This is a genomic window from Pseudomonas sp. NPDC090203 (assembly GCF_044746765.1).
GTDB classification, from domain to species: Bacteria; Pseudomonadota; Gammaproteobacteria; order Pseudomonadales; family Pseudomonadaceae; genus Aquipseudomonas; species Aquipseudomonas putida_AD.
This window is the reverse complement of sequence record NZ_JBIVCV010000002.1, coordinates 413,547-435,767: the sequence shown is the minus strand read 5'-3', so window position 1 is coordinate 435,767 and position 22,221 is coordinate 413,547. Positions and strand designations below refer to the sequence as shown.

Genomic DNA, 22,221 nt, shown 5'->3' with positions numbered 1-22,221 from the left:
CGGGCAAGCGCGCTCCTACAGGGTCATGTGTCCATAGGTTCGAGGACGCAGGGTGAGATCGCTCATAAACAAAAACGCCGCCAGGGATTGCTCTCTGGCGGCGTTCTTGTTTCAGCGGATCACTCAGGCATTGGCCAGCGATGGCGCAGTCAGGTGCGTAGCCGGCTGCAGTGGCAGCAGCGGCGCATGGGGATCGGCTTTCACCGATGCCCGCCAGGCGTCCAGCCACGCGGCATTGCCTTCGGCCCACACCAACTCGTGCAGGCGCGCCAGGGCAACCGGGTCGCTCAGCAGTTGCAGGCGCTCGTGGTTGCTCAGGTGCTCAGGCCCGCCCTTGATGGCATGGCGCACGCGTTCGATACGCATCCACTCGATCGGCTCGGCCTGACGGTGACGCGACGTTGCCAGCGCGCACGCCAGGGCGTTCTGCTGCGGATCGACCACTGCCCGCACGAAGCCGTCATTGAGTGCATGCCAACGGTTTTCGTGGGTGTACTGATCGGTAGACACCAGCTCTTGCGGCGGCGTGTGCTCTTCCGGAATCAGGAACAGGTTCTCGTCGCGGGCTTTGAGACCCAGGTTGGTGCGGCTGGAGATCACCGAAACCGGGATCGACAGGATCAGCGAACCAACGATTGGCGTCAGCCACCACAGGAAGCTCGGGTTCAGCCAGGCCACTAGCGCAGCCCAGGCAAAGCCCAGCAGGGTCTGCGGACCATGACGCTTGACGGCTTCGCTCCACGGCGTGGAGTCGTCGTCACGTTGCGGCGAGTTCCAGGTCGCGGCCCAGCCCAGGAACGCGGCCAGAACGAAACGGGTGTGGAAAATCATCCGCACCGGCGCCAGCAGCATGGAGAACAGCATCTCCATCAGCATCGACAGGGTGACCTTGATCCGGCCACCGTAGCCGGTCGCACCCTTGGCCCAGATCAGAATGATACTGAGCAGCTTGGGCAGGAACAGCAGGACGATGGTGGTCGAGAACAGCGCGACGGCTTTTTCCGGGTGCCACTGCGGCCACAACGGATACAGCTGGCGAGGCTCCAGGAAGTAGGTCGGCTCCATCAGCGTGTTGACCGCCAGAAGCGCCGTCGACAACACCAGGAACAGGAACCACAACGGTGCCGACAGGTACGACATTACGCCCGTGAGGAACACCGCGCGGTGAACCGGGTGCATACCCTTGACCAGGAACAGGCGGAAGTTCATCAGGTTACCGTGGCACCAGCGACGGTCACGCTTGAGTTCGTCCAGGAGGTTCGGCGGCAGTTCTTCATAGCTGCCCGGCAAGTCGTAGGCAATCCACACGCCCCAGCCTGCACGGCGCATCAGCGCTGCTTCAACGAAGTCGTGGGACAGGATCGCACCGGCGAATGCGCCTTTACCGGGCAACGGCGCCAGGGCGCAGTGCTCGATGAACGGCTTCATCCGGATGATCGCGTTGTGACCCCAGTAGTGGGATTCACCCAGCTGCCAGAAGTGCAGGCCGGCGGTGAACAGCGGGCCGTAGACGCGGGTGGCGAACTGCTGCATGCGCGCATACAGGGTGTCCATGCCCGAGGCTTTCGGCGCGGTCTGGATGATACCGGCGTCTGGCGTGGCCTCCATCAGGCGTACCAGACTGGTCAGGCACTCGCCGCTCATCACGGAGTCGGCGTCCAGCACGACCATGTAGCGGTAGTCACCGCCCCAGCGACGGCAGAAGTCGTCGAGGTTGCCGCTCTTGCGTTTCACGCGACGGCGGCGGCGACGGTAGAAGATCTTGCCGAAACCACTGGTCTCGCGGCACACGTCCAGCCACGCCTGTTGCTCGGCAACGGCGATGTCGGTTTCGTTGGTGTCGCTGAGCACGAAGAAGTCGAAGCGATCCAGATCACCGGTGGCCGCAACGGATTCGAAGGTGGCGCGCAGACCTGCGAACACCCGAGGCACGTCTTCGTTGCAGATCGGCATCACCAGCGCGGTGCGGGCACCGGCTTCGATGGGCTCGTTGCCGGCGCTCGCACCGGAAATGCGGTATTTGTCGCGACCGGTCAGCAGCTCCAGGAAGCCCATCAGCGCGGTCCAGAAACCGGCCGACACCCAGCAGAACAGAATCCCGAACATCAACAGAATGCTGGTTTGCAGTGCGTAGGGCATCACTTGGACAGCGGTCTGCCACAGGGTCTGGTGGCTGATTTCGTCGAACGAGACCAGCGACCAGCCCTGGTACGGCAGGATGCCTTTCATGTAGAAGCCGGCGACGATGGTCTGGCCCAGCATCAGGATCAGCAGGATGTAACGGCGGATCGAACCGACGGTGCGCCAGCGCGACTTGGGCAAGTCACGGGGCAGATCGTCCTCGGTCGGCTTGGGCGGGTTGGTTTTCCCGGTCAGGCGACGCCAGCCGCGGTGCAGCACGTTGGTGCGCCACGGCTCAGGCACGACCTTGGTGCGACGGATCGGCGGCGCAGCCTTGAGGCACACGCGACCGCTGGCGTCCACGGCGAGCATTTCAGCCTCGTGCAGCTCGTCAGCGGTGGTCAGCGTCAGGCGACGGCCCACCGAAGCCTGGGCGGCCTCGGCAGGATCGGTGACGGTTTGCGCCGAAAGGCGCTCATGCAACTCGGCGAACGAGGTGCAGCTGGCAAGTTCTGCCCGCTGCTCGTCGCTCATCGGTAGATGTGCCAGGTACTCGCTGAGCGATTCTGTCGAAGATCCTGGCACCGCGTGTGAATTACTCATCGGCTGGCAACTGGTAGCTCCAGGTCTCGGTCAGGATCTGTTGATTCATGGCCGGGCCCTGTTGGGTGGATGCAGCCGCTGCAGCTGGCTGCTGGGTTTCTTTACTGCCTTTGTTGGCCTTGGCGGCGTCGCCCAGGGCGGCTTCAGGACGCGAAGCTTCGTCGGACCTGGCTTCGGCTACCTTGGCGGCATCCGCAGGCTTGGCGGCGTCGGCCTTGTCAGCCTTGGCGTCTACCTTGGTGTCCGCTTTCGCATCGGCCTTGGCGACCTTGGCGTCTTTCGGGTCCTTGGCATCACCGGCCTTCACGGCGTCGGTCTTGACGATTTCGGCCTTCTCATCCTTCGGCGCGGCAGCTGCGACAGCGGCCTTGGCGTCGGCTTTTTTCTCAGGCTTCTTGTCTGATTTGTCAGCAGTAATCAGCGCAGGTTCCTTGCCAGGTTCGACCGGGGTCTCGCGCAGCAGGTAAGCGCGCAGTTCCACGTTCTTGCTGGTGTCCTTGACCTTCAGGCGCAGCGTCAGGCGCCAGCCTTTGGTGACAGGGTTGTAGCGCAGGTTGTTTTCCACCAGGTCGGTGTTGTCGTCAGTGGTGACCTGGCTGCGGATGGCCGGGTCTTCACCCAGTTTGGCCAGGGTCGGGCCGACGAAATCGACCAGGTAGGCCACGCTGCCGTCTGGCTGGCGGATCAGGTTGGACTGCTTCACGTCACCGGTCGAGCGCAGGGTCTGCTTGACCCAGCCCAGATCAGGCGAGTGGATGGAGTCTTCGTCCATGGTCCAGTGCAGGCGATAGTTGAAATCGACGGACTGGCCCGGCTCTGGCTGGGTTTCAGGCTTCCAGAAGGCAACGATGTTGTCGTTGGTTTCGTCGGCGGTCGGAATCTCGACCAGGTCTACAGTGCCCTTGCCCCAATCGCCTTTAGGCTCGATCCAGGCGCTTGGACGCTTGTCGTAGCGGTCATCCAGATCTTCGTAATGGCTGAAGTTGCGGCCGCGTTGCAGCAGACCGAAACCACGCGGGTTTTCCACCGAGAAGCTGCTGACAGCCAGGTGTTTAGGGTTGTTCAGCGGACGCCAGATCCACTCGCCATTGGCTGCCTGGATCGACAGGCCGCTGGAATCGTGCAGCTCGCGACGGTAGTTGAGGACTTTCGACGGCTGGTTGGCGCCGAACAGGTACATGCTGGTCAGCGGCGCAACGCCCAGTTTGCCGACCTTGTCACGCAGGAACATGCGCGACTGCACGTCGACCAGGGTGTTGGTGCCCGGACGCAGGGTCAGCTTGTAGGCGCCAGTAGCGCGCGGGGAGTCGAGCAGCGCGAAGATCACCAGGTGGTTTTCATCGGCGTTCGGCTTCTCGATCCAGAACTCGGTGAAGCGCGGGAATTCTTCACCCGACGGCATCGCAGTGTCGATGGCCATGCCACGAGCGGACAGGCCGTAGACCTGACCTTTGCCGATGACGCGGAAGTAGCTCGCGCCCAGCATGGTCATGATTTCGTCCTGCTTGTCATCCTTGTTGATCGGGTAGGTCACGCGGAAGCCGGCCCAGCCGAGGTTTTCGGTCGCTTTAGGGTCGAACTTCACGCCGCCGAAATCGAAACGGTTGGGGTCGTACTTGATTTCATTGACGGTGGTGGCGGTCACTTCGTTGATCTTCACCGGCGTGTCGAAGTGCATGCCCTGGTGATAGAACGAAATCTTGAAGGGGGTACGGTCGGCGGCCCACTCGGCCTTGTCCTGCAGGAAGCGGATTTTCTGGTAGTCGGCAAACTTCATGTCGCGGAATTCCGCTGGAAGGTTGCTTTTCGGAGCGACGAACTTCTGCCCGGCCAGATCTTTGGCCTTTGTCGCCACGTCGTCCAGATCAAATGCCCAAAGCTGACCGGCGCCGAACAGACAAAACAAAGCCGACCCGGCCAACAAGGCGCTGCGCAGGCGCTTGCCAGAGGTCTTTGGTGCATTACATGGACTAACAATCACGAGCAACCCTCGCCGAAAACAGATGAAGAAACCAACGGCCAGCTATCAAATGCCGGGTTGGCGAGCATTGTTCCGACTGCGAAAGGGGCCAATGATTCCCCAAACGTTGTCGGACCAGTTTGCGTTTGTACTGATTGGACGGGCATTTACCCATCTTTGTAGCGCGCGATTATCTAGCAGCCTGCGTTACAACGCATCAGGGGAAACAAAGTATTTATGGCTTTTTGCCTAATAAATTCGGGTCCCCCGGGCAAAATCGCGGATTTAGCTATCCAGCAAAAATGTCACAGGGCCATCATTGACCAAATGGACCTGCATATCCGCACCAAATTGGCCCGCGGCGACCTTCTCGTGCGTGGTTTTAGCCTTTTCCAGCAAATAGTCAAACAATTCAGCACCAAGGGCCGGTGGCGCCGCTTTCGAGAAGCTGGGGCGCATGCCGCTTTTGGTATCGGCCGCCAGGGTGAACTGTGAAACCAGCAGCAAACCGCCGCCCACATCGCTCAACGACAGGTTCATTTTGCCGTCAGCGTCGCTGAACACCCGATAGTTAAGCAGCTTGTGCAGCAATTTGTCGGCGCTGGCACGGGTGTCATGGGGCTCGACGCCTACCAGCACCAGCAAACCCTGGTCGATGGCGCCGACGGTGACGCCCGAAACATCAACGCGCGCACTGCTGACGCGTTGCAGTAAGCCTTTCATTCAAACGTTCCTTTCATCAAACAGATGCCCGTAGGAGCGCGCTTGGTCTGGGCCGCATCCGGACGATAGCGTCGTGCCAGACACCGTTTGTATACCTGACAGTCAGCCGTCGCGGGCAAGCGCGCTCCTACAAATGGGCGTTATCAGGCCTCTTCAGGCGGCAGATCGAGCAAACGCCGCGCCACCTGGGACGCCGCGCGCACCAGTGCATCGGTAATGCCCGGCTCGGACGCCGCATGACCGGCATCGCGAATCACCTGCAACTCGCTGTTCGGCCAGGCCTGATGCAGCTCCCAGGCGTTGTCCAGCGGGCAGATCACGTCGTAGCGGCCGTGCACGATGATCCCCGGCAGGTGGGCGATCTTGGGCATGTCGCGGATCAGCTGGTTTTCTTCAAGGAACGCATTGTTGGTGAAGTAATGGCACTCGATGCGGGCGATGGACAGCGCGCGCTGAGGCTCGGAGAAGCGATCGACCACCAGTGGATTCGGACGCAGCGTCGCGGTGCGCCCCTCCCAGGTGGACCAGGCCTTGGCGGCGTGCATCTGGGCGATCTGGTCGCTGCCGACCAGGCGCTTGTGGAACGCAGTCAGCAGATCGCCGCGCTCGTCCTGAGGGATCGGCGCCAGGTAATCCTGCCAGTAGTCAGGGAACAGACGGCTCGCGCCTTCCTGATAGAACCATTTGATCTCCTGGGGACGGCACAGAAAGATGCCGCGCAGGATCAGCGCATGCACCCGGTCGGGGTGGGTCTGGGCGTAGGCCAGCGACAGCGTCGAGCCCCACGAGCCGCCGAACAGCACCCATTTGTCGATGCCTAAGTGCTTGCGAATGCGCTCCAGGTCTTCGACCAGGTGCCAGGTGGTGTTGTTTTCAAGATTGGCGTGGGGCGTGGAACGGCCGCAGCCGCGCTGGTCGAAAGTAATGATGCGGTACAGGTTCGGATCAAAATAGCGACGGCTCTGCGCATCGCATCCCGCCCCCGGCCCGCCGTGAATGAACACCACCGGCAAACCCTCGGGCGAACCGCTTTCATCGACATACAGCACATGCGGCTCTTCCACTGCCAGATCGTGCCGGGCATAGGGTTTGATCTGCGGGTACAAAGTCTGCATAGGTGCTCCATAAGTCCAATTCAGGGGCTTCTATCTATCTGCCGTCGGGCATCATAAACCCGATTCGGTCAATCGGCATGCTTGCCTGTTTCTGCCGGCCTGTCACCCCTGATTTGATGAACAGGCACACGAGCACCGATCAGTGTAGGAGCGCGCTTGCCCGCGACGAACTTATGACGCGGCCATTCTGTAACACCCTGTTGTCACCATCGCGGGCAAGTGCGCTCCTACAACCGTTCAGCGAAACTGGAACGATCAATGCAAGCGTTCAGGCATTGCCCGGCAACGAGAATCCTCTGCGAACCTGAGCGCCGTACCCGAGTCGAACCGTGGGTCGTGCAACCGGATATTTACTGTCATACGCAGGAAATAACCGGCAGCACACCCTACAGTCAATCAACCCCATTTAATCGTCCAACCAACTTGAGGTCGTACCCGATGTCTCCGGAACCCAACGTTCGTGACGCTGAAGTGGCAGCCTTTCGTGAAGCTGTGCTGAACAAGCTCGAGTATGCCGTCGGCAAGGACGCCGACCATGCGTTCGACCATGACTGGTTCATGGCCATTGCCCTGGCCACCCGCGACAAGATGGCCGAGCGCTGGATGAACCACACGCGCTACATCTATCGCCAGGAACGAAAACGCGTCTATTACCTTTCACTCGAGTTCCTGATCGGACGCCTGATGTTCGACAGCCTGAGCAACCTCGGCATCCTGGAAACCGCCCGTGAAGCACTCAAGGGCCTGAACGTCGATCTGGAAAGAATCCGCTCGCTCGAACCCGATGCTGCGCTGGGCAACGGTGGCCTGGGGCGTCTGGCGGCCTGCTTCATGGAAAGCATGTCGACCTTGGGTATCGCTGGGCACGGCTATGGCATTCGCTACGAGCACGGCCTGTTCCGTCAGGCCATCGTCGATGGCTGGCAGCAGGAGCAGACCGAGAACTGGCTGGATTTCGGCAACCCGTGGGAATTCGAACGTCCGGAAGTGATTTACCAGATCGGTTTTGGCGGCAGCGTGCAGCCGGTGCTCGACGTGACCGGTGCGCCGGTGCTGGATGCCTCGGGTGAAACACGCCAGAGCTGGACCGCCGGTGAAACCGTGCGGGCGATTGCCTATGACACCCCGGTGGTCGGCTGGCGCGGCAAGGCGGTGAACACCCTGCGCCTGTGGCGTGCCCGGGCCGTGGAAGACCTGCACCTGGAGCGCTTCAACGCCGGCGACCACGTGGGTGCGGTGGCGGAAGTCGTGCGCGCCGAGAGTATTTCCCGCGTGCTGTACCCCAACGACAGCACCGAAGCCGGCCAGGAACTGCGCCTGCGCCAGGAATACTTCTTCGTCTCGGCCTCGCTGCAAGACCTGCTGCGCCGGCACAAGAACATGGGCTACGAGATCAACAGCCTGCCGGAACACGCGGCGATCCAGATGAACGACACGCACCCCTCGATTGCCGTGGCCGAGCTGATGCGCATCCTGATCGACCTGTACGACGTGGAGTGGGACGAAGCCTGGCGCATCACCGTCGGCACCCTGGCGTACACCAACCACACCCTGCTGCCCGAGGCGCTGGAGACCTGGTCCGTGGGCCTGATGGAGCGAATGCTGCCGCGCCACATGCAGATCATCTACATGATCAACGCCCAGCACATCGACGAAGTGCGCGTGGAGCACAAGGACGACCCGGACCTGTTCGGCCTGCTGCGCTCGGTGTCGCTGATCGAAGAAGAGAACGGCCGCCGCGTGCGCATGGGTAACCTGGCGTTCCTGGGCTCCCACAGCGTCAACGGCGTATCGGCGCTGCACACCCAACTGATGCGCAAGACGGTGTTCGCGCAACTGCACAAGCTCTATCCCGAGCGCATCAACAACAAGACCAACGGCATCACCTTCCGCCGCTGGCTGTTCCAGTCCAACCCGACGCTGACCGCCATGCTGGTCAAGGAACTGGGCGAGCAGGTGCTCGACAACCACGAAACCGGCTTGCTCAAACTCGAACCGCTGGCCGACAAACCCGCCTTTCAGAAAGAGTTCGCCGCCCAGCGCCTGCACAGCAAGAAGGCTCTGGCGGCCATCGTTCAGGAACGCATGGGTATCACGCTCAACCCTGAAGCGCTGTTCGATGTGCAGGTCAAACGGATTCACGAGTACAAGCGCCAGTTGCTCAACCTGTTCCACACCGTGGCGCTGTATCAGGCCATGCGCGCTGACCCGAGCACCAACTGGGTGCCGCGGGTGAAGATTTTCGCGGGCAAGGCGGCGGCCAGTTATCACTCGGCCAAGCTGATCATCAAGCTGACCAACGATATCGCCCGGACCGTGAACAACGACCCGACCCTGCGCGGGCGGCTCAAGGTGGTGTTCCTGCCCAACTACAACGTCAGTCTGGCCGAAAGCATTATTCCAGCGGCGGACCTGTCGGAGCAGATTTCCACGGCGGGGCTGGAGGCGTCCGGCACCAGTAACATGAAGTTCGGCCTCAACGGCGCGCTGACCATCGGCACCCTGGACGGCGCCAACGTGGAGATGAGCGAGCAGGTCGGGCTTGAGCACATGTTCATCTTCGGCATGACCGCGCAGGAAGTCGAAGCGCGCAAGCACGCAGGGGAATTCAACGCCCATAACGACATTGCCAGCTCCGCGCGCCTGAACGATGTGCTGCAGGCGATTCGCGGCGGGGTGTTCTCCCCGGATGATCCGTACCGGTACGTGGGGTTGATCGAGCAGTTGATCAACTACGACCGGTTCTTCGTCTGCGCTGACTTCGAGTCTTACTGGGCAGCTCAGGCCAGGGTCGAAGCGCGCTGGCACGACAGCAAGGAATGGTGGCGTTCGGCGGTGCTCAACACCGCGCGCATGGGCTGGTTCTCCTCGGACCGGACCATTCGCGAGTACGCCAACGATATCTGGCAGGCGCTGGATTGATCGATAGCCACCCGACTGTAGGAGCGCGCTTGCCCGCGACGGCGGTGTGTCAGTCAACTCATCTGTGACAGGCACACCGCTCCCGCCGGCAAGCCGTGCTGCTACGGTTTTGTGTCCGACCAGCATCCTGTGGGAGCGCGCTTGCCCGCGATTGCGGTGTGTCAGATGCAGATGTAAACCTGACACACCGCCGTCGCGGGCAAGCGCGCTCCTACAGTGCCGTTTATACAAAATGTTTCGTCTTCTCCCGCGCCCGATATACTCCTGACCATCGCCGTTCAACGGCTGGGAAGGGATGTCGTCGCGTGCAATGGATTCTTTTGCTGGCCGGGCTTTTCATTGGTGCGGTGCTTGATGAATCGCTGATGGGCGGTGCCGTGGGTGCGGTCATCGGGCTGGCGCTGGGCCTGAGCTTTCGCCTGTCCTCTGTCACTCGCGACGCGGCTGTGCAAAAGGCCGAACTGGCCAAGACACGCGACGCGCTTCAAACCATCGAACGACGCCTGAGCCAACTGGATTCGGCGGCCGTGCAGATGCCGGAAGCCCCCGTTCCTGCCCCGCTCGACATCCAGCCTGTCGCCGACACCGGCCCCGAACTGCTCTGGGACCTGCCCGACCTGGAGCCCGCACCGGCCCAGACCACCGGCGACTCCGAATGGCGCCAGCCTCCACATACCCCAACCCCCAAGGCCCCCGTTCCCGCCGCCCCCAACCTGTTCGACAGCACCCTGCTGCGTGCGAAAAACTGGCTGCTGGGTGGCAATACCGTGCTGCGCGTGGGCGTAGTGCTGCTGTTCCTCGGTTTAGCCTTTCTGCTGCGCTACGCCACCGAAGGCATGGTCGTGCCCATCGAGGCGCGCTACGCCGGGGTCGCGGCGGCTGCGCTGGCGTTGCTGGGACTGGGCTGGTGGCTGCGGCGGCGCAATGAGTCCTTCGCCCTGATGCTGCAGGGCACCGGTGTGGCGGTGCTGTACCTCACGGTGTTCGCGGCGATGAAGGTGCATACCCTGCTGGCGCCGGGCATGGCGTTCGGCTTGCTGGTGGCGGTCACGGTGTTCTCGGCCATCCTGGCGCTGACGCAAAACTCCCTGGCGCTGGCCTGCGTGGCGGCGCTTGGCGGTTTCGCCGCGCCGCTGCTGACCTCCACCGGCGAAGGCAGCCACGTCGCACTCTTCAGCTATTTCGCCCTGCTCAACGCAGGCATTTTCGCAATTGCCTGGTTCAAGGCCTGGCGCCCGCTGAACCTGGTCGGCTTCGTCGGCACGTTCGGTATCGGCTTCGCCTGGGGCCTGAACGACTACACGCCGGAGCTGTTCTGGAGCACTGAACCGTTCCTGGTGCTGTTCTTCCTGATGTACCTGGCCATCGGCCTGCTGTTCGCCCGGCGCAAGTTGCAGGAACACGCCACCGGCCCCGAGGACGACAGCCGCGAGGCGATGCTGCGCTGGTCGGCCCGGCAGAGCCACTACGTAGATGGCAGCCTGTTGTTCGGCACGCCCATTGCCGGCTTCGGCCTGCAATACGCGCTGGTCCGGCACATCGAGTTCGGCGCGGCATTCAGTGCGCTGGTGCTTGGCCTCCTTTATATGGGCATCGCGCGGCTTCTGGCCGGGCGTGCATCGGAGCGCTCGGCACTGCTGGTGGAAACCTGCCTGTCACTGGGCGTGGTGTTCGCAACTTTGGCGATTCCGCTGGGCCTGAGCGCGCAATGGACAACAGTCGCCTGGGGGGTCGAAGGCGCGGCGGTGTTCTGGCTCGGCATGCGCCAGAACCGGCTGCTGGCACGCTTTTTTGGACTGCTTTTGCAATTGGGCGCAGGCTTTGCGTTCATCGGCATCGTGGGACGCTGGTATTCGCCAGGGTTCAATCACGGGGATTTCTGGACGCCGCTGATTATCTCGCTGGCCGGCCTGGTCAGTGCCTTCACTGTCGAGCGAATCGGCACGCTGCGCCTTGGCATCAGCGAGCGCGTGTTGCAGCCGGCGCTGTTGATCTGGAGTGCAGTGTGGTGGTCGGTGGCGCTGTGCGTCAGCACCCATTACGTGCCGGGCGCCCGGGAGGTGCCGACGCTATTGCTGCTGGGCGCCATGACTGTCGGCCTGTGGACTCTTGCCTCGCTGCGCCTGAAGTGGCCAGGCCTTGCGCAACTGTGCGTCCTGCTGACACCTGCCAGCTTCGCCCTGCTGGGGCTGATGCTGTTCAACCCCTATTATAACCCGGCTGCCGACTGGGGCTGGCTGGGCTGGCTTGCGGTGTTCGCCGCTCACCTGCTGTCGCTCAGGCAACTGGACGCCGTGCTGATCCCGCGTCTGCGCAGCGCCGCTCACGTACTCGGTTGCTGGCTGATCCTTGGCGTGGTGTCGCTGCAATTGCGCTACGGCCTGCTGACGCTGTCCGAGTCCTACAACGCCTGGCGCTGGCTGGGCTGGGCGCTGCTGCCGAGCCTGTACCTGTTGGCGATAACGGCACCGCGCAAATGGCCATGGCCGATAGATGCCTACCCTCGCGAATACCGCGTGTGGGCCGCCGCGCCGCTGGCAGTATTGATGCTCGCCTGGTTCTGGCTGGCCAACGGGTTCAGCGACGGCAACGCCGATCCGCTGCCCTATATTCCGCTGATAAACCCGCTGGAACTGGGCTTGCTGATCGCCCTGACCGGCATCTTCAGTTGGACGCGCAAACAGTTGCCACAACTGGGTGTGAGCGCCGAGTACGCACGCAAAACCGCACTGGTGATAGCCGGGGCTTCGGTATTTGCGCTGGTCACCGCGATGGTCATGCGCAGCGCTCACCATTGGGCCGGGGTGGCGTGGCACACCGAGGCGCTGTTCGAATCGATGCGCGTGCAGGCGGGGCTGTCCATCGTCTGGACCCTGATGGCGCTGGCGCTGATGATCGGCGGACACCTTCGCTCGCGCCGCGACATGTGGATCGTCGGCGCGGCCTTGATCGGCATCGTGGTCGCCAAGCTGTTCTTTGTCGAACTGAGCAATCGCGGCGGCCTTGAGCGAATCGTCTCGTTTATCGGCGTTGGCATTCTGTTGCTGGTAGTGGGATATTTCGCCCCATTACCGCCGAAAATCCCTACACGCAGTCAGGCTTCAACTGACGCCGCACCCACGGATTCGGCACCGCAATGAAGTACAGGAGTCAGTCGTTGAGTCGTCAGTCCATCGCCAAGGCCGCTGTTTTCGGCGCTCTGCTGTGCGCGGCATTCCTGGCTCAGGCCGAAGATCTGCCAGATGATTTCACCAGTCACACGCCCCTGACCCTCAGCGGCGAGGGCCCCTGGTATCGCCTTGAGTTGCCCCTTGCCGCGCAACTGAATGCTCGCCAGGGCACGCTCGACGATGTGCGTGTGTTCAACGCCGACGGCCAGGCCCAGCCTTACGCCCTGACCCTGGGCGAACCCCAGCGCGCCGAGGATGAAACCGCCGTCGCGGTGAAGTGGTTCCCGCTCTACAACAGTGATGACGCCAAGGACGCAGAGCCGAAAATCCGTGTTCAGCGCACCACCAACGGCACCCTCGTCGAGGTTCAGCCGCAGGGCGAAATCGAGGCGGGCGAAGAAGTCCTGCGCGGCTGGCTGCTCGACACCAGCGCGCTGAACGCGCCGCTCGACCAGTTGATTATCGACTGGAGCACCGAGCGCGAAGGCTTCCAGCGCTTCAGCATCGAAGCCAGCGACGACCTGCAACACTGGAAGCGCTGGGGCGAAGGCCAGGTGGCGCGGCTCTCGTTCGCCGATGAGCTGGTCGAGCAACGCGTCGTCACCCTTCCCGGTCGCACGGCCCGCTATTTGCGGCTGCTGTGGAACGTCCCGCAAACGGCTCCGACCCTGACCGCCGCGCAGGTGGTGAGCACCCGCCCTGGCATGCTGCCGCTGAGCTGGTCGCCGGCCATCGCTGGCAGCGTCGAGAAGCCTGGCGTGTACATCTGGCAACTGCCGGTGGCCCTGCCCCTTGAACGCATGAAGGTCGAGATTGCCCAGGCCAACAGCCTTGCCCCTGCCACCTTGTTCGGGCGCCGCGACAGCAATGCGCCGTGGCGCCAGATCGACAGCGGCTTGCTGTATCGCCTGACCCAGAACGGTCAGGACGTGGTGCAGGACGAGATGGAACTGCCCGGCGAAGTGGTGCAACAACTCAAACTGGAAGTCGACGACCGCGGCGGCGGTCTTGGCAAGGACGCGCCGAAATTGAGCTTCGCCGTGCGCGCCACGCAGTTGGTGTTCCTCGCTCGGGGCGCCGCGCCTTACAGCCTGGCCATCGGCAACGCGACCATCAAGGGCGCGAACCTGCCACTGTCGACGCTGATCCCCGGCGTGACACCCGAAAAACTCGCCACCCTGGGCAGCGCGACACTGGCGACGCCGCCCAAGGCCACCACGCCCGCATTGCCGATGGCAAGCGGCCCGGACTGGAAGCGCATTGGCCTGTGGGCCGTGTTGGTGCTGGGGGTGTTGCTGCTGGGCGCGATGGCGCTGAGTACGCTGCGCAGCGCCCGGACAAAATAAATCAGGCAACCCGTACACAACCCGGGAGCGGCGCTGAACCGATCCCGCAGTGAAAAAAATGCGCGAGATAGACCTCAACTTGTCATTGATGAACGCCTACGCTCATGTAGCCCGTGAACTCATTCACTACCAAGTCGGTCTGACAGGCAGTATTAAGTCCTGACTCGCGCTAAACTGTGCGCGTTTTTTCTTCCCCACCTTCGGAGCTATCCATGTCCCGCGTTACCCTGAGTCGCTATCTGATTGAGCAGACCCGCAGCAACAACACTCCTGCCGATCTGCGCTTCCTTATCGAAGTGGTGGCGCGTGCGTGCAAGGAAATCAGCCATGCCGTATCCAAGGGCGCCCTGGGTGGCGTGCTGGGCAGCATGGGCACTGAAAACGTCCAGGGCGAAGTGCAGAAGAAGCTGGACGTGATGTCCAACGAAATCCTGCTGGAAGCCAACGAATGGGGCGGTCACCTGGCCGGCATGGCGTCCGAGGAAATGGACAACGCCTACCAGATCCCGGGCAAATACCCGAAAGGCGCGTACCTGCTGGTATTCGACCCGCTGGACGGCTCGTCGAACATCGACATCAACGCCCCGGTCGGCACCATCTTCTCGGTACTGCGCTGCCCGAATGAGTACCTGAGCCAGAACGAAGCCCTGAACGAAAAGGCTTTCCTGCAGCCAGGCACCCAGCAGGTCGCTGCCGGTTACGCCATCTATGGCCCACAGACCATGCTGGTGCTGACCCTGGGCGACGGCGTCAAGGGCTTCACCCTGGACCGCGAAATGGGCAGCTTCGTGCTCAGCCACGAAGACATCAAGATCCCGGAATCCACCCAGGAATTCGCGATCAACATGTCCAACCAGCGCCACTGGGAAGCTCCGGTCAAGCGTTACGTCGAAGAGCTGCTGGCTGGCGAAGAAGGCCCGCTGAAGAAGAATTACAACATGCGCTGGGTTGCGGCGATGGTTGCCGACGTGCACCGCATCCTGACCCGTGGCGGCCTGTTCATGTACCCACGTGACGCCCGCGAGCCTTCCAAGCCGGGCAAACTGCGCCTGATGTACGAAGCCAACCCGATGTCGTTCCTGGTGGAACAGGCCGGCGGCGCGTCCACCGACGGCCACCAGCGCATCCTCGACATCCAGCCTGAAGGCCTGCACCAGCGTGTCGCGGTGTTCCTGGGTTCGAAGGAAGAAGTCGAGCGCGCCACCTCGTACCACAAGGCGTAACAGGCCCGATGAGCACGCCCTGGTCGCCTCTGCTGCACTGGTGGTTCGGCTCTGCCGAATCACCGAGCGAGGTCGCCAGGGAAAAGAACGGGCTCTGGTTCGGCAAGAAACAATCCCAGGACGCCGACGCGCAACTGCGCTTCGGTGATCTGGTGGATCAGGCACTGGCAGGCGAGTTGGCCGACTGGACCGACTCCCCGCAGGGCTGGCTGGCACTGGTGCTGTTGCTCGACCAACTGCCGCGCATGATCTTTCGCGACACCCCCCAATCCTTTTCCGGCGACAACCGTGCCCGGCAAGTGGTCAGCGATGGCCTCAAGCGCGAACACGACTTGGCGCTGTCCCCGCTGCAACGCACCTTCATCTATCTCGTGCTTGAACACACCGAAAGCCTTCAGGCTCAGGACGAAGCCATCCGCCGCTTCACGTCACTGATACCCCTTGTGCCCGAAAGCGAACGCGGCTACCTGACCCAGACCCTGGACTACGCGAAGAAACACCGCGTGGTGATCGAGCAATTTGGCAGGTTTCCTCATCGCAATGAGGTGCTGGGAAGGGAATCGACGCAGGAGGAAGTGGCGTTTCTGAGAAAGCCCGGCTCGCGGTTTTGATGATCGACGCACAGCTTTCGTAGCAGCACGGCTTGCCGGCGCGGCGGTGTGTCAGGCAGACACTTCTCGACCGATACACCGCTCCCGCCGGCAAGCCGTGCTGCTACGGGGCCGGCGTTTATCAGTGGGCATCACGGAACCAGATTCGGCTTTTTCTCTTCTAAGCTTTCGGTATCACGCCCCGCGGCGTAGCCCCCTTTCGATCCAGGAGCTTCATCCATGTCTTTGCGCTCTCTCGCGTTGTTGTCGTTCTGCGTGTTGCTGGCCGCGTGCAGCAAGATCAATCAGGAAAACTATTCGAAAATCTCGGCGGGCATGTCTAAGGCAGAAATCGAGCAGCTTCTGGGTAGCCCGACCGAATGCTCGGGCGCGCTGGGGATGTCCAGTTGCACCTGGGGCGACCAGAAGACGTTCATCAGCGTGCAGTACGCCGCAGACAAGGTCGTGCTGTATTCGGGTCAGGGGCTCAAATGAGCCTGCGCCGCTTGATGTGTGTCGGCGCGTTGACGATGGCGACGTGCTGGCTGGGCGCCTGCGCGGAAACCCCGCAAGGCGAGTCGATGGCGCCACGGACCGAAGATCACGTGGACCTCAAGCGCTATCAGGGCACCTGGTATGAGCTGGCGCGCATGCCGATGTTCTTCCAGCGCAACTGCGCGCAGTCCGAAGCGCATTACAAGCTCAAGCCTGATGGCAACATCGGCGTGACCAACCGCTGCCGCACCACCGAAGGCAAATGGGAGGAAGCCACCGGCACAGCCTCGCCTCAGGTCGAGGGCAAGACCGACAAATTGTGGGTGGTGTTCGACAACTGGTTCTCGCGCCTGCTGCCGGGCGTTGCCAAGGGCAACTATTGGGTGCTGTACGTCAGCGACGACTACAAGCAGGCCATCGTCGGCAACCCGAACCGCAAGTACCTGTGGCTGCTGTCGCGCACCGCCCATGTGAGCGATTCGATCCGCAATGAGATGCTGATGAAAGCCCAGCAGCAAGGGTATGACACGACCCGGCTGATCTGGCGGGTGGAGGATTCGAAGATCACTGCGCCGCAGTGATCTTCGCTGTAGGAGCGCGCTTGCCCGCGATGGCGGTGTGTCAGACCTGATGTAATACCTGACACACCGCTGTCGCGGGCAAGCGCGCTCCTACAGATCGGGCTAACCCAACAACTCGCGCAAAACCTGCGCGAACGCCTGGCGGCTTTGTTCTTCGTCGGCGTGGCGCCCTTCACGGATCACCCAGCGTCCGTTGACCATCACTTCACGCACCTGACGATCACCGCCGGCAAACAGCCAGCGGTTGAGAATCGCATCCCCCGAGGCCGTGGCCAGGTACGGATCGTTGCCGTCGAGCACCAGCCAGTCCGCGCGTTTGCCAACTTCCAGCGCACCAATCGGCTGGCCCATGGCCTGAGCACCGCCGAGCAAGGCGGCGTCATACAGTGTGCGGCCGACCATCGGCTGATCGGCGCGATACAGGCGGTTGCGGCGCTCATCGCGCAGGCGCTGGCCGTATTCCAGCCAGCGCAGTTCTTCGACGACACTCAAGGAAACGTGGCTGTCCGAGCCGATCCCCCAGCGTCCGCCCTGGGCGATGTAATCCACCGCTGGGAAGATGCCGTCACCCAGGTTGGCCTCGGTGGTCAGGCACAGGCCCGCCACCGCGCGGCTCCTGGCCATGGCCGCGACTTCATCGGGTTCGGCGTGAGTCGCGTGCACAAGACACCAGCGCTCGTCGACATCGACGTTCTGGTAAAGCCACTGCAATGGACGCAGGCCGCTCCAGGCCAGGCAGTCGTCCACTTCCTTCTGCTGTTCGGCAATGTGGATGTGCACCGGGCACTGCTTGTCGCTAGCGGCCAGCACTTCGCTGATCTGCTGCGGGGTCACGGCACGCAGCGAATGCAGGCACAGCCCCAGCGCCTGGGCCGGTTGCGCGGCGACAAGCGGCTTGAGGCGCGATTGCAGTTCCAGGTAACTCTCGGTGCTGTTGATGAACCGACGCTGCCCTTCGTTCGGCGCCAGCCCGCCAAAGCCCGAGTGGGTGTAGAGCACTGGCAGCAGGGTCATGCCGATCCCGACCGAACTGGCGGCCTGGCTCACCTGCAGCGCCAGCTCCGCCGGGTTTGCGTAGGGCTTGCCGTTGGTATCGTGATGGACATAGTGGAACTCGGCCACCGAGGTGAACCCGCCCTTGAGCATCTCGATGTACAGCTGCCGGGCGATCACGCCCAGTTGCTGCGGGCTGATCTGCCCGACCAGGCGGTACATCAGGTCGCGCCAGGTCCAGAAACTGTCGTTCGGGTTACCCGCGACTTCGGCCAGCCCCGCCATCGCCCGCTGGAATGCGTGGGAGTGCAAGTTGGGCATGCCCGGCACCACCGGACCGTTCATCAGTTCGGCGCCCTGACGCTCGGCATCGGCCTGGACTTTGGTCAGCAGGCCATCGGCGCCGACCTCAAAACGTACGTTGTTGGCCCAGCCAGCAGGCAGTAACGCACGTTCGGCAAAAAAAACGGACATAACCTCGCACCCCTCGCGTGAAATTGTCTATACATATACAGACGTTTGCCTGCCCGGTAAACTGCTCCACGCTTGTCGGCACCCGCATTAATGGTTAGCGTGGTGCCTGTTCGTACTTCGTTACCTTTGATTCATCACGTCAAAACAAGGATTTTTCTGTGCCGACTCCGCCTGCCTCCTCTCCGCTGGCCGCCCAGATGGGTGAAAGTCCGGCGCCGTTGTACGCCAGGGTGAAGCAAATGATCACCCAGCAGATCCAGAACGGTACCTGGCCGCCACACCACCGCGTACCGTCCGAAAGCGAGCTGGTGACCCAGCTTGGCTTCAGCCGCATGACCATCAATCGCGCCCTGCGTGAAATGACTGCAGAAGGCCTTTTGGTGCGCATGCAAGGTGTAGGCACATTCGTCGCTGAGCCCAAGACTCAATCCGCGCTGTTTGAAGTTCACAACATCGCCGACGAAATTTCCGCTCGCGGTCACACCCACACCTGCCAGGTCATTACCCTCTGCGAAGAGGCCGCAGGCTCCGAGCGCGCCCTGGCGCTGGACATGCGCGAGGGCCAGCGGGTGTTTCATTCGCTGATCGTGCATTTCGAGAACGGCCTTCCCGTGCAAATCGAGGACCGCTTCGTCAACGCGCTGGTCGCCCCGGAATACTTACAACAGGATTTCACCAAGCAGACGCCCTACGCCTACCTCAACCAGGTGGCGCCGCTGACCGAAGGTGAGCACGTGGTCGAGGCGATTCTTGCCGAAGACGACGAATGCAAGCTGCTGCAGATCGAAAAGGGCGAACCCTGCCTGCTGATCCGTCGCCGCACCTGGTCGGGCCGTCAGCCCGTGACCGCCGCCCGCCTGATTCACCCCGGCTCACGCCATCGCCTGGAAGGACGTTTCACTAAATGACCCAACTGACTCTGCTGCGCGCCGTCAATTACCCACGCATGCCCTGGAAGAACGGTGGCGGCAGCACCGAGGAAATCACCCGCGATGCGGGAGAAGGCCTGGACGGTTTCGGCTGGCGCCTGTCGATTGCCGATATCGGTGAGTCCGGTGGGTTTTCCGTGTTCGAAGGCTATCTGCGGATCATCACGGTGTTGCAGGGCGCGGGCATGACGCTGAACATCGACGGCCAGGACAGTGAGGCGCTGCTGCCTTCCGATCCGTTTGCGTTCAGCGGTGACAGCCAGGTGTCGTGCACCCTGCTCGACGGTCCCATCCGCGACTTCAACCTGATCTACTCCCCGGCCCGCTACCGCGCCCGGTTGCAGTGGATCGATGTGTTGCAGCCGCAGCGCTTCTTCAGTTCGGCCAATGTGTTTCTGGTGTTCAGCGCCGCTGAGCAGATGGCGGCCAACGTGGCTGAACACCCGCCGCAGTTGCTGGACCGCCATGATTGCCTGCAACTGGACAATGCCGAGGGGTCGTTGCTGGAAGTGGTGCTGTATGCGCCACGGGCGAGCCGCTGTTGCGTGATCGAACTGACCGCCGTCTGACTCGATCCGTAGCAGCCCGGCCGGGCTGCTACGGTGGTATCAACCTGCGATCGCGTGTATTTGTGTGACACACCGCCTGACTCTGTAGGAGCGCGCTTGCCCGCGACCGCGGTGTGTCAGGAGCGTATTTGTGTCTGACACGCCGCCGTCGCGGGCAAGCGCGCTCCTACAAGCGGTACGCCGGCGACCGTCGTGACGACGCAATTGTGTTAATTTGCGCCCTTTGCCACGCTCACAAGGACGCGCATGACAACGCCCATCTCCAACACCGAAACCCCGCGCGCCCTCGCCATCCTGACCCGTTTCCTCGCTTCGGAATCCGCTGGCGGCATCGTGCTGATGGGGGCGGCGTTGGCGGCGATCATCGTTGCCAACTCGCCTATGGCGCCCTTCTACTTCGCGGCGTTGCACAGCGTGTGGGGTGGTTTGTCGGTCGAGTTGTGGATCAACGACGGGCTGATGGCGATCTTCTTCCTGATGGTCGGACTGGAAATCAAACGCGAAGTGCTGGCCGGCGGCCTTTCCAGTTGGGGTCAGCGCGCCCTGCCCGGTTTCGCGGCAGCAGGCGGGATGCTGGTGCCGGCATTGATCTATGTCGCGATCAATTCAAGTCATGCCGAAACCCTCAGTGGCTGGGCGATCCCGGCCGCCACTGACATCGCCTTCGCGTTGGGCGTGCTGTCGTTGCTGGGCAAGCGCGTGCCAACCTCGCTGAAAGTCTTCCTCGCCGCATTGGCGATTCTTGACGACCTGGGCGCCGTGACCATCATCGCGCTGTTCTACAGCACCGGCCTGAACCTGCCGATGCTCGGCGCATCCTTCGCCACCCTTGCAGTGCTGGTGATCCTCAACCGCAGCGGCGTTCAGCGCCTATTGCCGTACCTGGTGCTGGGCTTGTTGCTGTGGTTCTTCGTATTGCAATCGGGGGTACACGCAACACTGGCCGGCGTGGCGCTGGCGCTGTGCATTCCGCTGGGCACCCGCCAGGAAGAGGCGCGGTCGCCGCTGCTGTTCCTCGAAGAAAAGATGCACTACTGGGTGGCCTTCGCCGTGGTCCCGGTGTTCGGCTTTGCCAACGCGGGCGTCTCGCTCTCGGGCATCACGCTGGGCAATCTGGTGGATCCGGTGCCGCTGGGCGTCGCCCTCGGGCTGTTCATCGGCAAGCAGGTCGGGGTGTTCCTCGCTGCGGCCCTGGCGATCCGCTCGGGCCTGGCGACGCTGCCCGAGAACAGCAACTGGACGCAGATGTACGGCGTGGCGCTGCTGTGCGGCATCGGCTTCACCATGAGCCTGTTCATCGGCAACCTGGCCTTCCCGGGCGCGCCGCATCTGATCGACGAAGTGAAGGTCGGCGTGTTGCTGGGTTCGATCCTTTCGGCCATCGCCGGGGTGTTGTTGTTGCGTAGCCGATTGGCGCAACGCTGACCGCGCCGCCCAATGACCTCCCGTGCGTCGTATCCAAGTGTTTGATCCTTGTACGGCCAGCTATTCTCATCCCCAGACGAGACAAAAAACCGGGCGCCATTGCTACCAGTGAGTTCCCGGATCAAGCGCGGCGCGGTCGCGCTCTGGGGATGCAGCGCATGAACAAGAAATCAGACATCACACCCGAACACGACGTGCAGATCCTGGCGGGTGAGTACGTATTGGGCACGCTCTCGCCCGAACGCCGGGCCGAGGTGCAGCAACGCATGACTCAGGACCCGGCACTGCGCCGGGCCATTCAGGGTTGGGAAGCGCGCCTGCTGGCCATGACCGATGTGGCAGCCGAACCACCGGAGCCCTCGCCTGCCTTGTGGCAACGGCTCGGCAGCCTGACCCGCGCGCCACGAGGCAAACGCAAGAAGGGCGCACGCTGGCACAGCAGCCTCGGCTTCTGGCGCAAACTGGCGATCTGCGCTTCCATTGCCGCGATCCTCTTCGGGACTCAGTTACTCACCCAGGTGACCCCGACCGCCAAACCGTCCTGGGTGGCGCTTCTTTCCACCCCCGAAGAAAAAACGCCCGGCTGGGTGATCCAGATCAGCGATGCCCGTGAGGTGCAGCTCATTCCGCTGGGCGCCACTCAAATTCCTGAAGACAAGCTGCTGCAATTCTGGACCGACACCGGCGATCAACGCGGGCTCGTCTCCCTGGGCCGGGTGAAACCGGGCGAAGTGTTGAAAGTCAGGCTGAACAACTTGCCTGCGCTGCATCCCGATCAGGTGTTCGAGCTGACGCTGGAAAATGCCGGCGGCCCGATTGCGGCCAAACCGAGCGGGCCGATCCAGTTCATCGGGCGCACGGTGAAGGTAATCTGACCCCATGGCCGGTGGACCCACACCGGCCAGTTCCAGCAGTTGTTACCAATTGCACCGCCGTGGGGCGCGCGCACCCAAAAGTAACAATTCCCGTCTCCGTGTAACGC

Annotated in this window: 16 protein-coding genes; 11 read left to right on the top strand and 5 right to left on the bottom strand. The window is 62.5% G+C overall.

What is annotated here, in order from left to right:
- Nucleotides 1–123 precede the first annotated feature (123 nt).
- From mdoH to pip, 4 genes are all read right to left on the bottom strand, one after another.
- Nucleotides 124–2,724 carry a glucans biosynthesis glucosyltransferase MdoH gene (mdoH, locus tag ACIPO9_RS04845; protein ID WP_400779115.1) on the bottom strand — a complete coding sequence of 867 codons (2,601 nt, stop codon included), beginning with the start codon at nt 2,722–2,724 and terminating at the stop codon, nt 124–126.
- Nucleotides 2,717–4,711, bottom strand: coding sequence for a glucan biosynthesis protein G (locus tag ACIPO9_RS04840; protein WP_274134956.1), 1,995 nt, complete (start codon nt 4,709–4,711; stop codon nt 2,717–2,719). The genes mdoH and ACIPO9_RS04840 overlap by 8 nt, the downstream gene beginning before the upstream one ends.
- A gap of 258 nt (nt 4,712–4,969) precedes the next feature.
- Nucleotides 4,970–5,407 carry a D-aminoacyl-tRNA deacylase gene (gene dtd / locus ACIPO9_RS04835; protein ID WP_400779113.1) on the bottom strand — a complete coding sequence of 146 codons (438 nt, stop codon included), beginning with the start codon at nt 5,405–5,407 and terminating at the stop codon, nt 4,970–4,972.
- A 143-nt stretch (nt 5,408–5,550) separates the two neighbouring features.
- Nucleotides 5,551–6,522 (bottom strand): prolyl aminopeptidase, encoded by a 972-nt coding sequence (pip, locus tag ACIPO9_RS04830; RefSeq protein WP_274134958.1) that lies wholly within the window; start codon nt 6,520–6,522, stop codon nt 5,551–5,553.
- Between the two features lie 438 nt (nt 6,523–6,960).
- On the opposite strand from pip, the gene ACIPO9_RS04825 reads away from it, so the two are divergent.
- From ACIPO9_RS04825 to ACIPO9_RS04795, 7 genes are all read left to right on the top strand, one after another.
- Nucleotides 6,961–9,444 carry a glycogen/starch/alpha-glucan phosphorylase gene (locus ACIPO9_RS04825; RefSeq protein WP_274134959.1) on the top strand — a complete coding sequence of 828 codons (2,484 nt, stop codon included), beginning with the start codon at nt 6,961–6,963 and terminating at the stop codon, nt 9,442–9,444.
- A gap of 305 nt (nt 9,445–9,749) precedes the next feature.
- On the top strand, nt 9,750–12,584 hold the full coding sequence (locus ACIPO9_RS04820) for a DUF2339 domain-containing protein (protein WP_400779111.1): 2,835 nt from the start codon (nt 9,750–9,752) through the stop codon (nt 12,582–12,584).
- Complete coding sequence (locus tag ACIPO9_RS04815) at nt 12,581–13,960, top strand: DUF3999 domain-containing protein (protein WP_400779109.1); 1,380 nt, start codon at nt 12,581–12,583, stop codon at nt 13,958–13,960. The genes ACIPO9_RS04820 and ACIPO9_RS04815 overlap by 4 nt, the downstream gene beginning before the upstream one ends.
- 212 nt (nt 13,961–14,172) lie before the next feature.
- Nucleotides 14,173–15,183, top strand: coding sequence for a class 1 fructose-bisphosphatase (locus ACIPO9_RS04810; RefSeq protein WP_274134965.1), 1,011 nt, complete (start codon nt 14,173–14,175; stop codon nt 15,181–15,183).
- A gap of 8 nt (nt 15,184–15,191) precedes the next feature.
- Nucleotides 15,192–15,794, top strand: coding sequence for a DUF924 family protein (locus ACIPO9_RS04805; RefSeq protein ID WP_400779108.1), 603 nt, complete (start codon nt 15,192–15,194; stop codon nt 15,792–15,794).
- A 219-nt stretch (nt 15,795–16,013) separates the two neighbouring features.
- The gene (gene bamE, locus ACIPO9_RS04800) at nt 16,014–16,268 is read left to right on the top strand and encodes an outer membrane protein assembly factor BamE (RefSeq protein ID WP_274134969.1); all 255 of its coding nucleotides are present in this window, start codon (nt 16,014–16,016) and stop codon (nt 16,266–16,268) included.
- A gap of 35 nt (nt 16,269–16,303) precedes the next feature.
- The gene (locus ACIPO9_RS04795) at nt 16,304–16,849 is read left to right on the top strand and encodes a lipocalin family protein (RefSeq protein ID WP_400779242.1); all 546 of its coding nucleotides are present in this window, start codon (nt 16,304–16,306) and stop codon (nt 16,847–16,849) included.
- 102 nt (nt 16,850–16,951) lie between these two features.
- Here ACIPO9_RS04795 and ACIPO9_RS04790 read toward each other — a convergent pair whose 3' ends face one another.
- On the bottom strand, nt 16,952–18,316 hold the full coding sequence (locus tag ACIPO9_RS04790; protein ID WP_400779106.1) for a formimidoylglutamate deiminase: 1,365 nt from the start codon (nt 18,314–18,316) through the stop codon (nt 16,952–16,954).
- A gap of 197 nt (nt 18,317–18,513) precedes the next feature.
- On the opposite strand from ACIPO9_RS04790, the gene hutC reads away from it, so the two are divergent.
- The 4 genes from hutC (at nt 18,514) to ACIPO9_RS04770 (ending at nt 22,114) form a co-directional block, all read left to right on the top strand.
- Nucleotides 18,514–19,224 carry a histidine utilization repressor gene (gene hutC, locus ACIPO9_RS04785; RefSeq protein WP_274135000.1) on the top strand — a complete coding sequence of 237 codons (711 nt, stop codon included), beginning with the start codon at nt 18,514–18,516 and terminating at the stop codon, nt 19,222–19,224.
- The gene (locus ACIPO9_RS04780) at nt 19,221–19,814 is read left to right on the top strand and encodes a HutD family protein (protein ID WP_400779104.1); all 594 of its coding nucleotides are present in this window, start codon (nt 19,221–19,223) and stop codon (nt 19,812–19,814) included. The genes hutC and ACIPO9_RS04780 overlap by 4 nt, the downstream gene beginning before the upstream one ends.
- Nucleotides 19,815–20,060: 246 nt before the next feature.
- Nucleotides 20,061–21,239 (top strand): Na+/H+ antiporter NhaA, encoded by a 1,179-nt coding sequence (nhaA, locus tag ACIPO9_RS04775; protein ID WP_400779103.1) that lies wholly within the window; start codon nt 20,061–20,063, stop codon nt 21,237–21,239.
- A gap of 158 nt (nt 21,240–21,397) precedes the next feature.
- Complete coding sequence (locus ACIPO9_RS04770; RefSeq protein ID WP_274134977.1) at nt 21,398–22,114, top strand: anti-sigma factor domain-containing protein; 717 nt, start codon at nt 21,398–21,400, stop codon at nt 22,112–22,114.
- Nucleotides 22,115–22,221 lie beyond the last annotated feature (107 nt).

Coding starts and splice junctions, on each gene's coding strand:
- ACIPO9_RS04790 (WP_400779106.1), bottom strand. CDS start 18,316: ATGTCCGTTTTTTTTGCCGAACGTGCGTTACTGCCTGCTGGCTGGGCC.
- pip (WP_274134958.1), bottom strand. CDS start 6,522: ATGCAGACTTTGTACCCGCAGATCAAACCCTATGCCCGGCACGATCTG.
- ACIPO9_RS04770 (WP_274134977.1), top strand. CDS start 21,398: ATGAACAAGAAATCAGACATCACACCCGAACACGACGTGCAGATCCTG.
- ACIPO9_RS04780 (WP_400779104.1), top strand. CDS start 19,221: ATGACCCAACTGACTCTGCTGCGCGCCGTCAATTACCCACGCATGCCC.
- ACIPO9_RS04825 (WP_274134959.1), top strand. CDS start 6,961: ATGTCTCCGGAACCCAACGTTCGTGACGCTGAAGTGGCAGCCTTTCGT.
- ACIPO9_RS04810 (WP_274134965.1), top strand. CDS start 14,173: ATGTCCCGCGTTACCCTGAGTCGCTATCTGATTGAGCAGACCCGCAGC.
- ACIPO9_RS04795 (WP_400779242.1), top strand. CDS start 16,304: ATGGCGACGTGCTGGCTGGGCGCCTGCGCGGAAACCCCGCAAGGCGAG.
- nhaA (WP_400779103.1), top strand. CDS start 20,061: ATGACAACGCCCATCTCCAACACCGAAACCCCGCGCGCCCTCGCCATC.
- dtd (WP_400779113.1), bottom strand. CDS start 5,407: ATGAAAGGCTTACTGCAACGCGTCAGCAGTGCGCGCGTTGATGTTTCG.
- ACIPO9_RS04805 (WP_400779108.1), top strand. CDS start 15,192: ATGAGCACGCCCTGGTCGCCTCTGCTGCACTGGTGGTTCGGCTCTGCC.
- hutC (WP_274135000.1), top strand. CDS start 18,514: ATGGGTGAAAGTCCGGCGCCGTTGTACGCCAGGGTGAAGCAAATGATC.
- mdoH (WP_400779115.1), bottom strand. CDS start 2,724: ATGAGTAATTCACACGCGGTGCCAGGATCTTCGACAGAATCGCTCAGC.
- ACIPO9_RS04815 (WP_400779109.1), top strand. CDS start 12,581: ATGAAGTACAGGAGTCAGTCGTTGAGTCGTCAGTCCATCGCCAAGGCC.
- bamE (WP_274134969.1), top strand. CDS start 16,014: ATGTCTTTGCGCTCTCTCGCGTTGTTGTCGTTCTGCGTGTTGCTGGCC.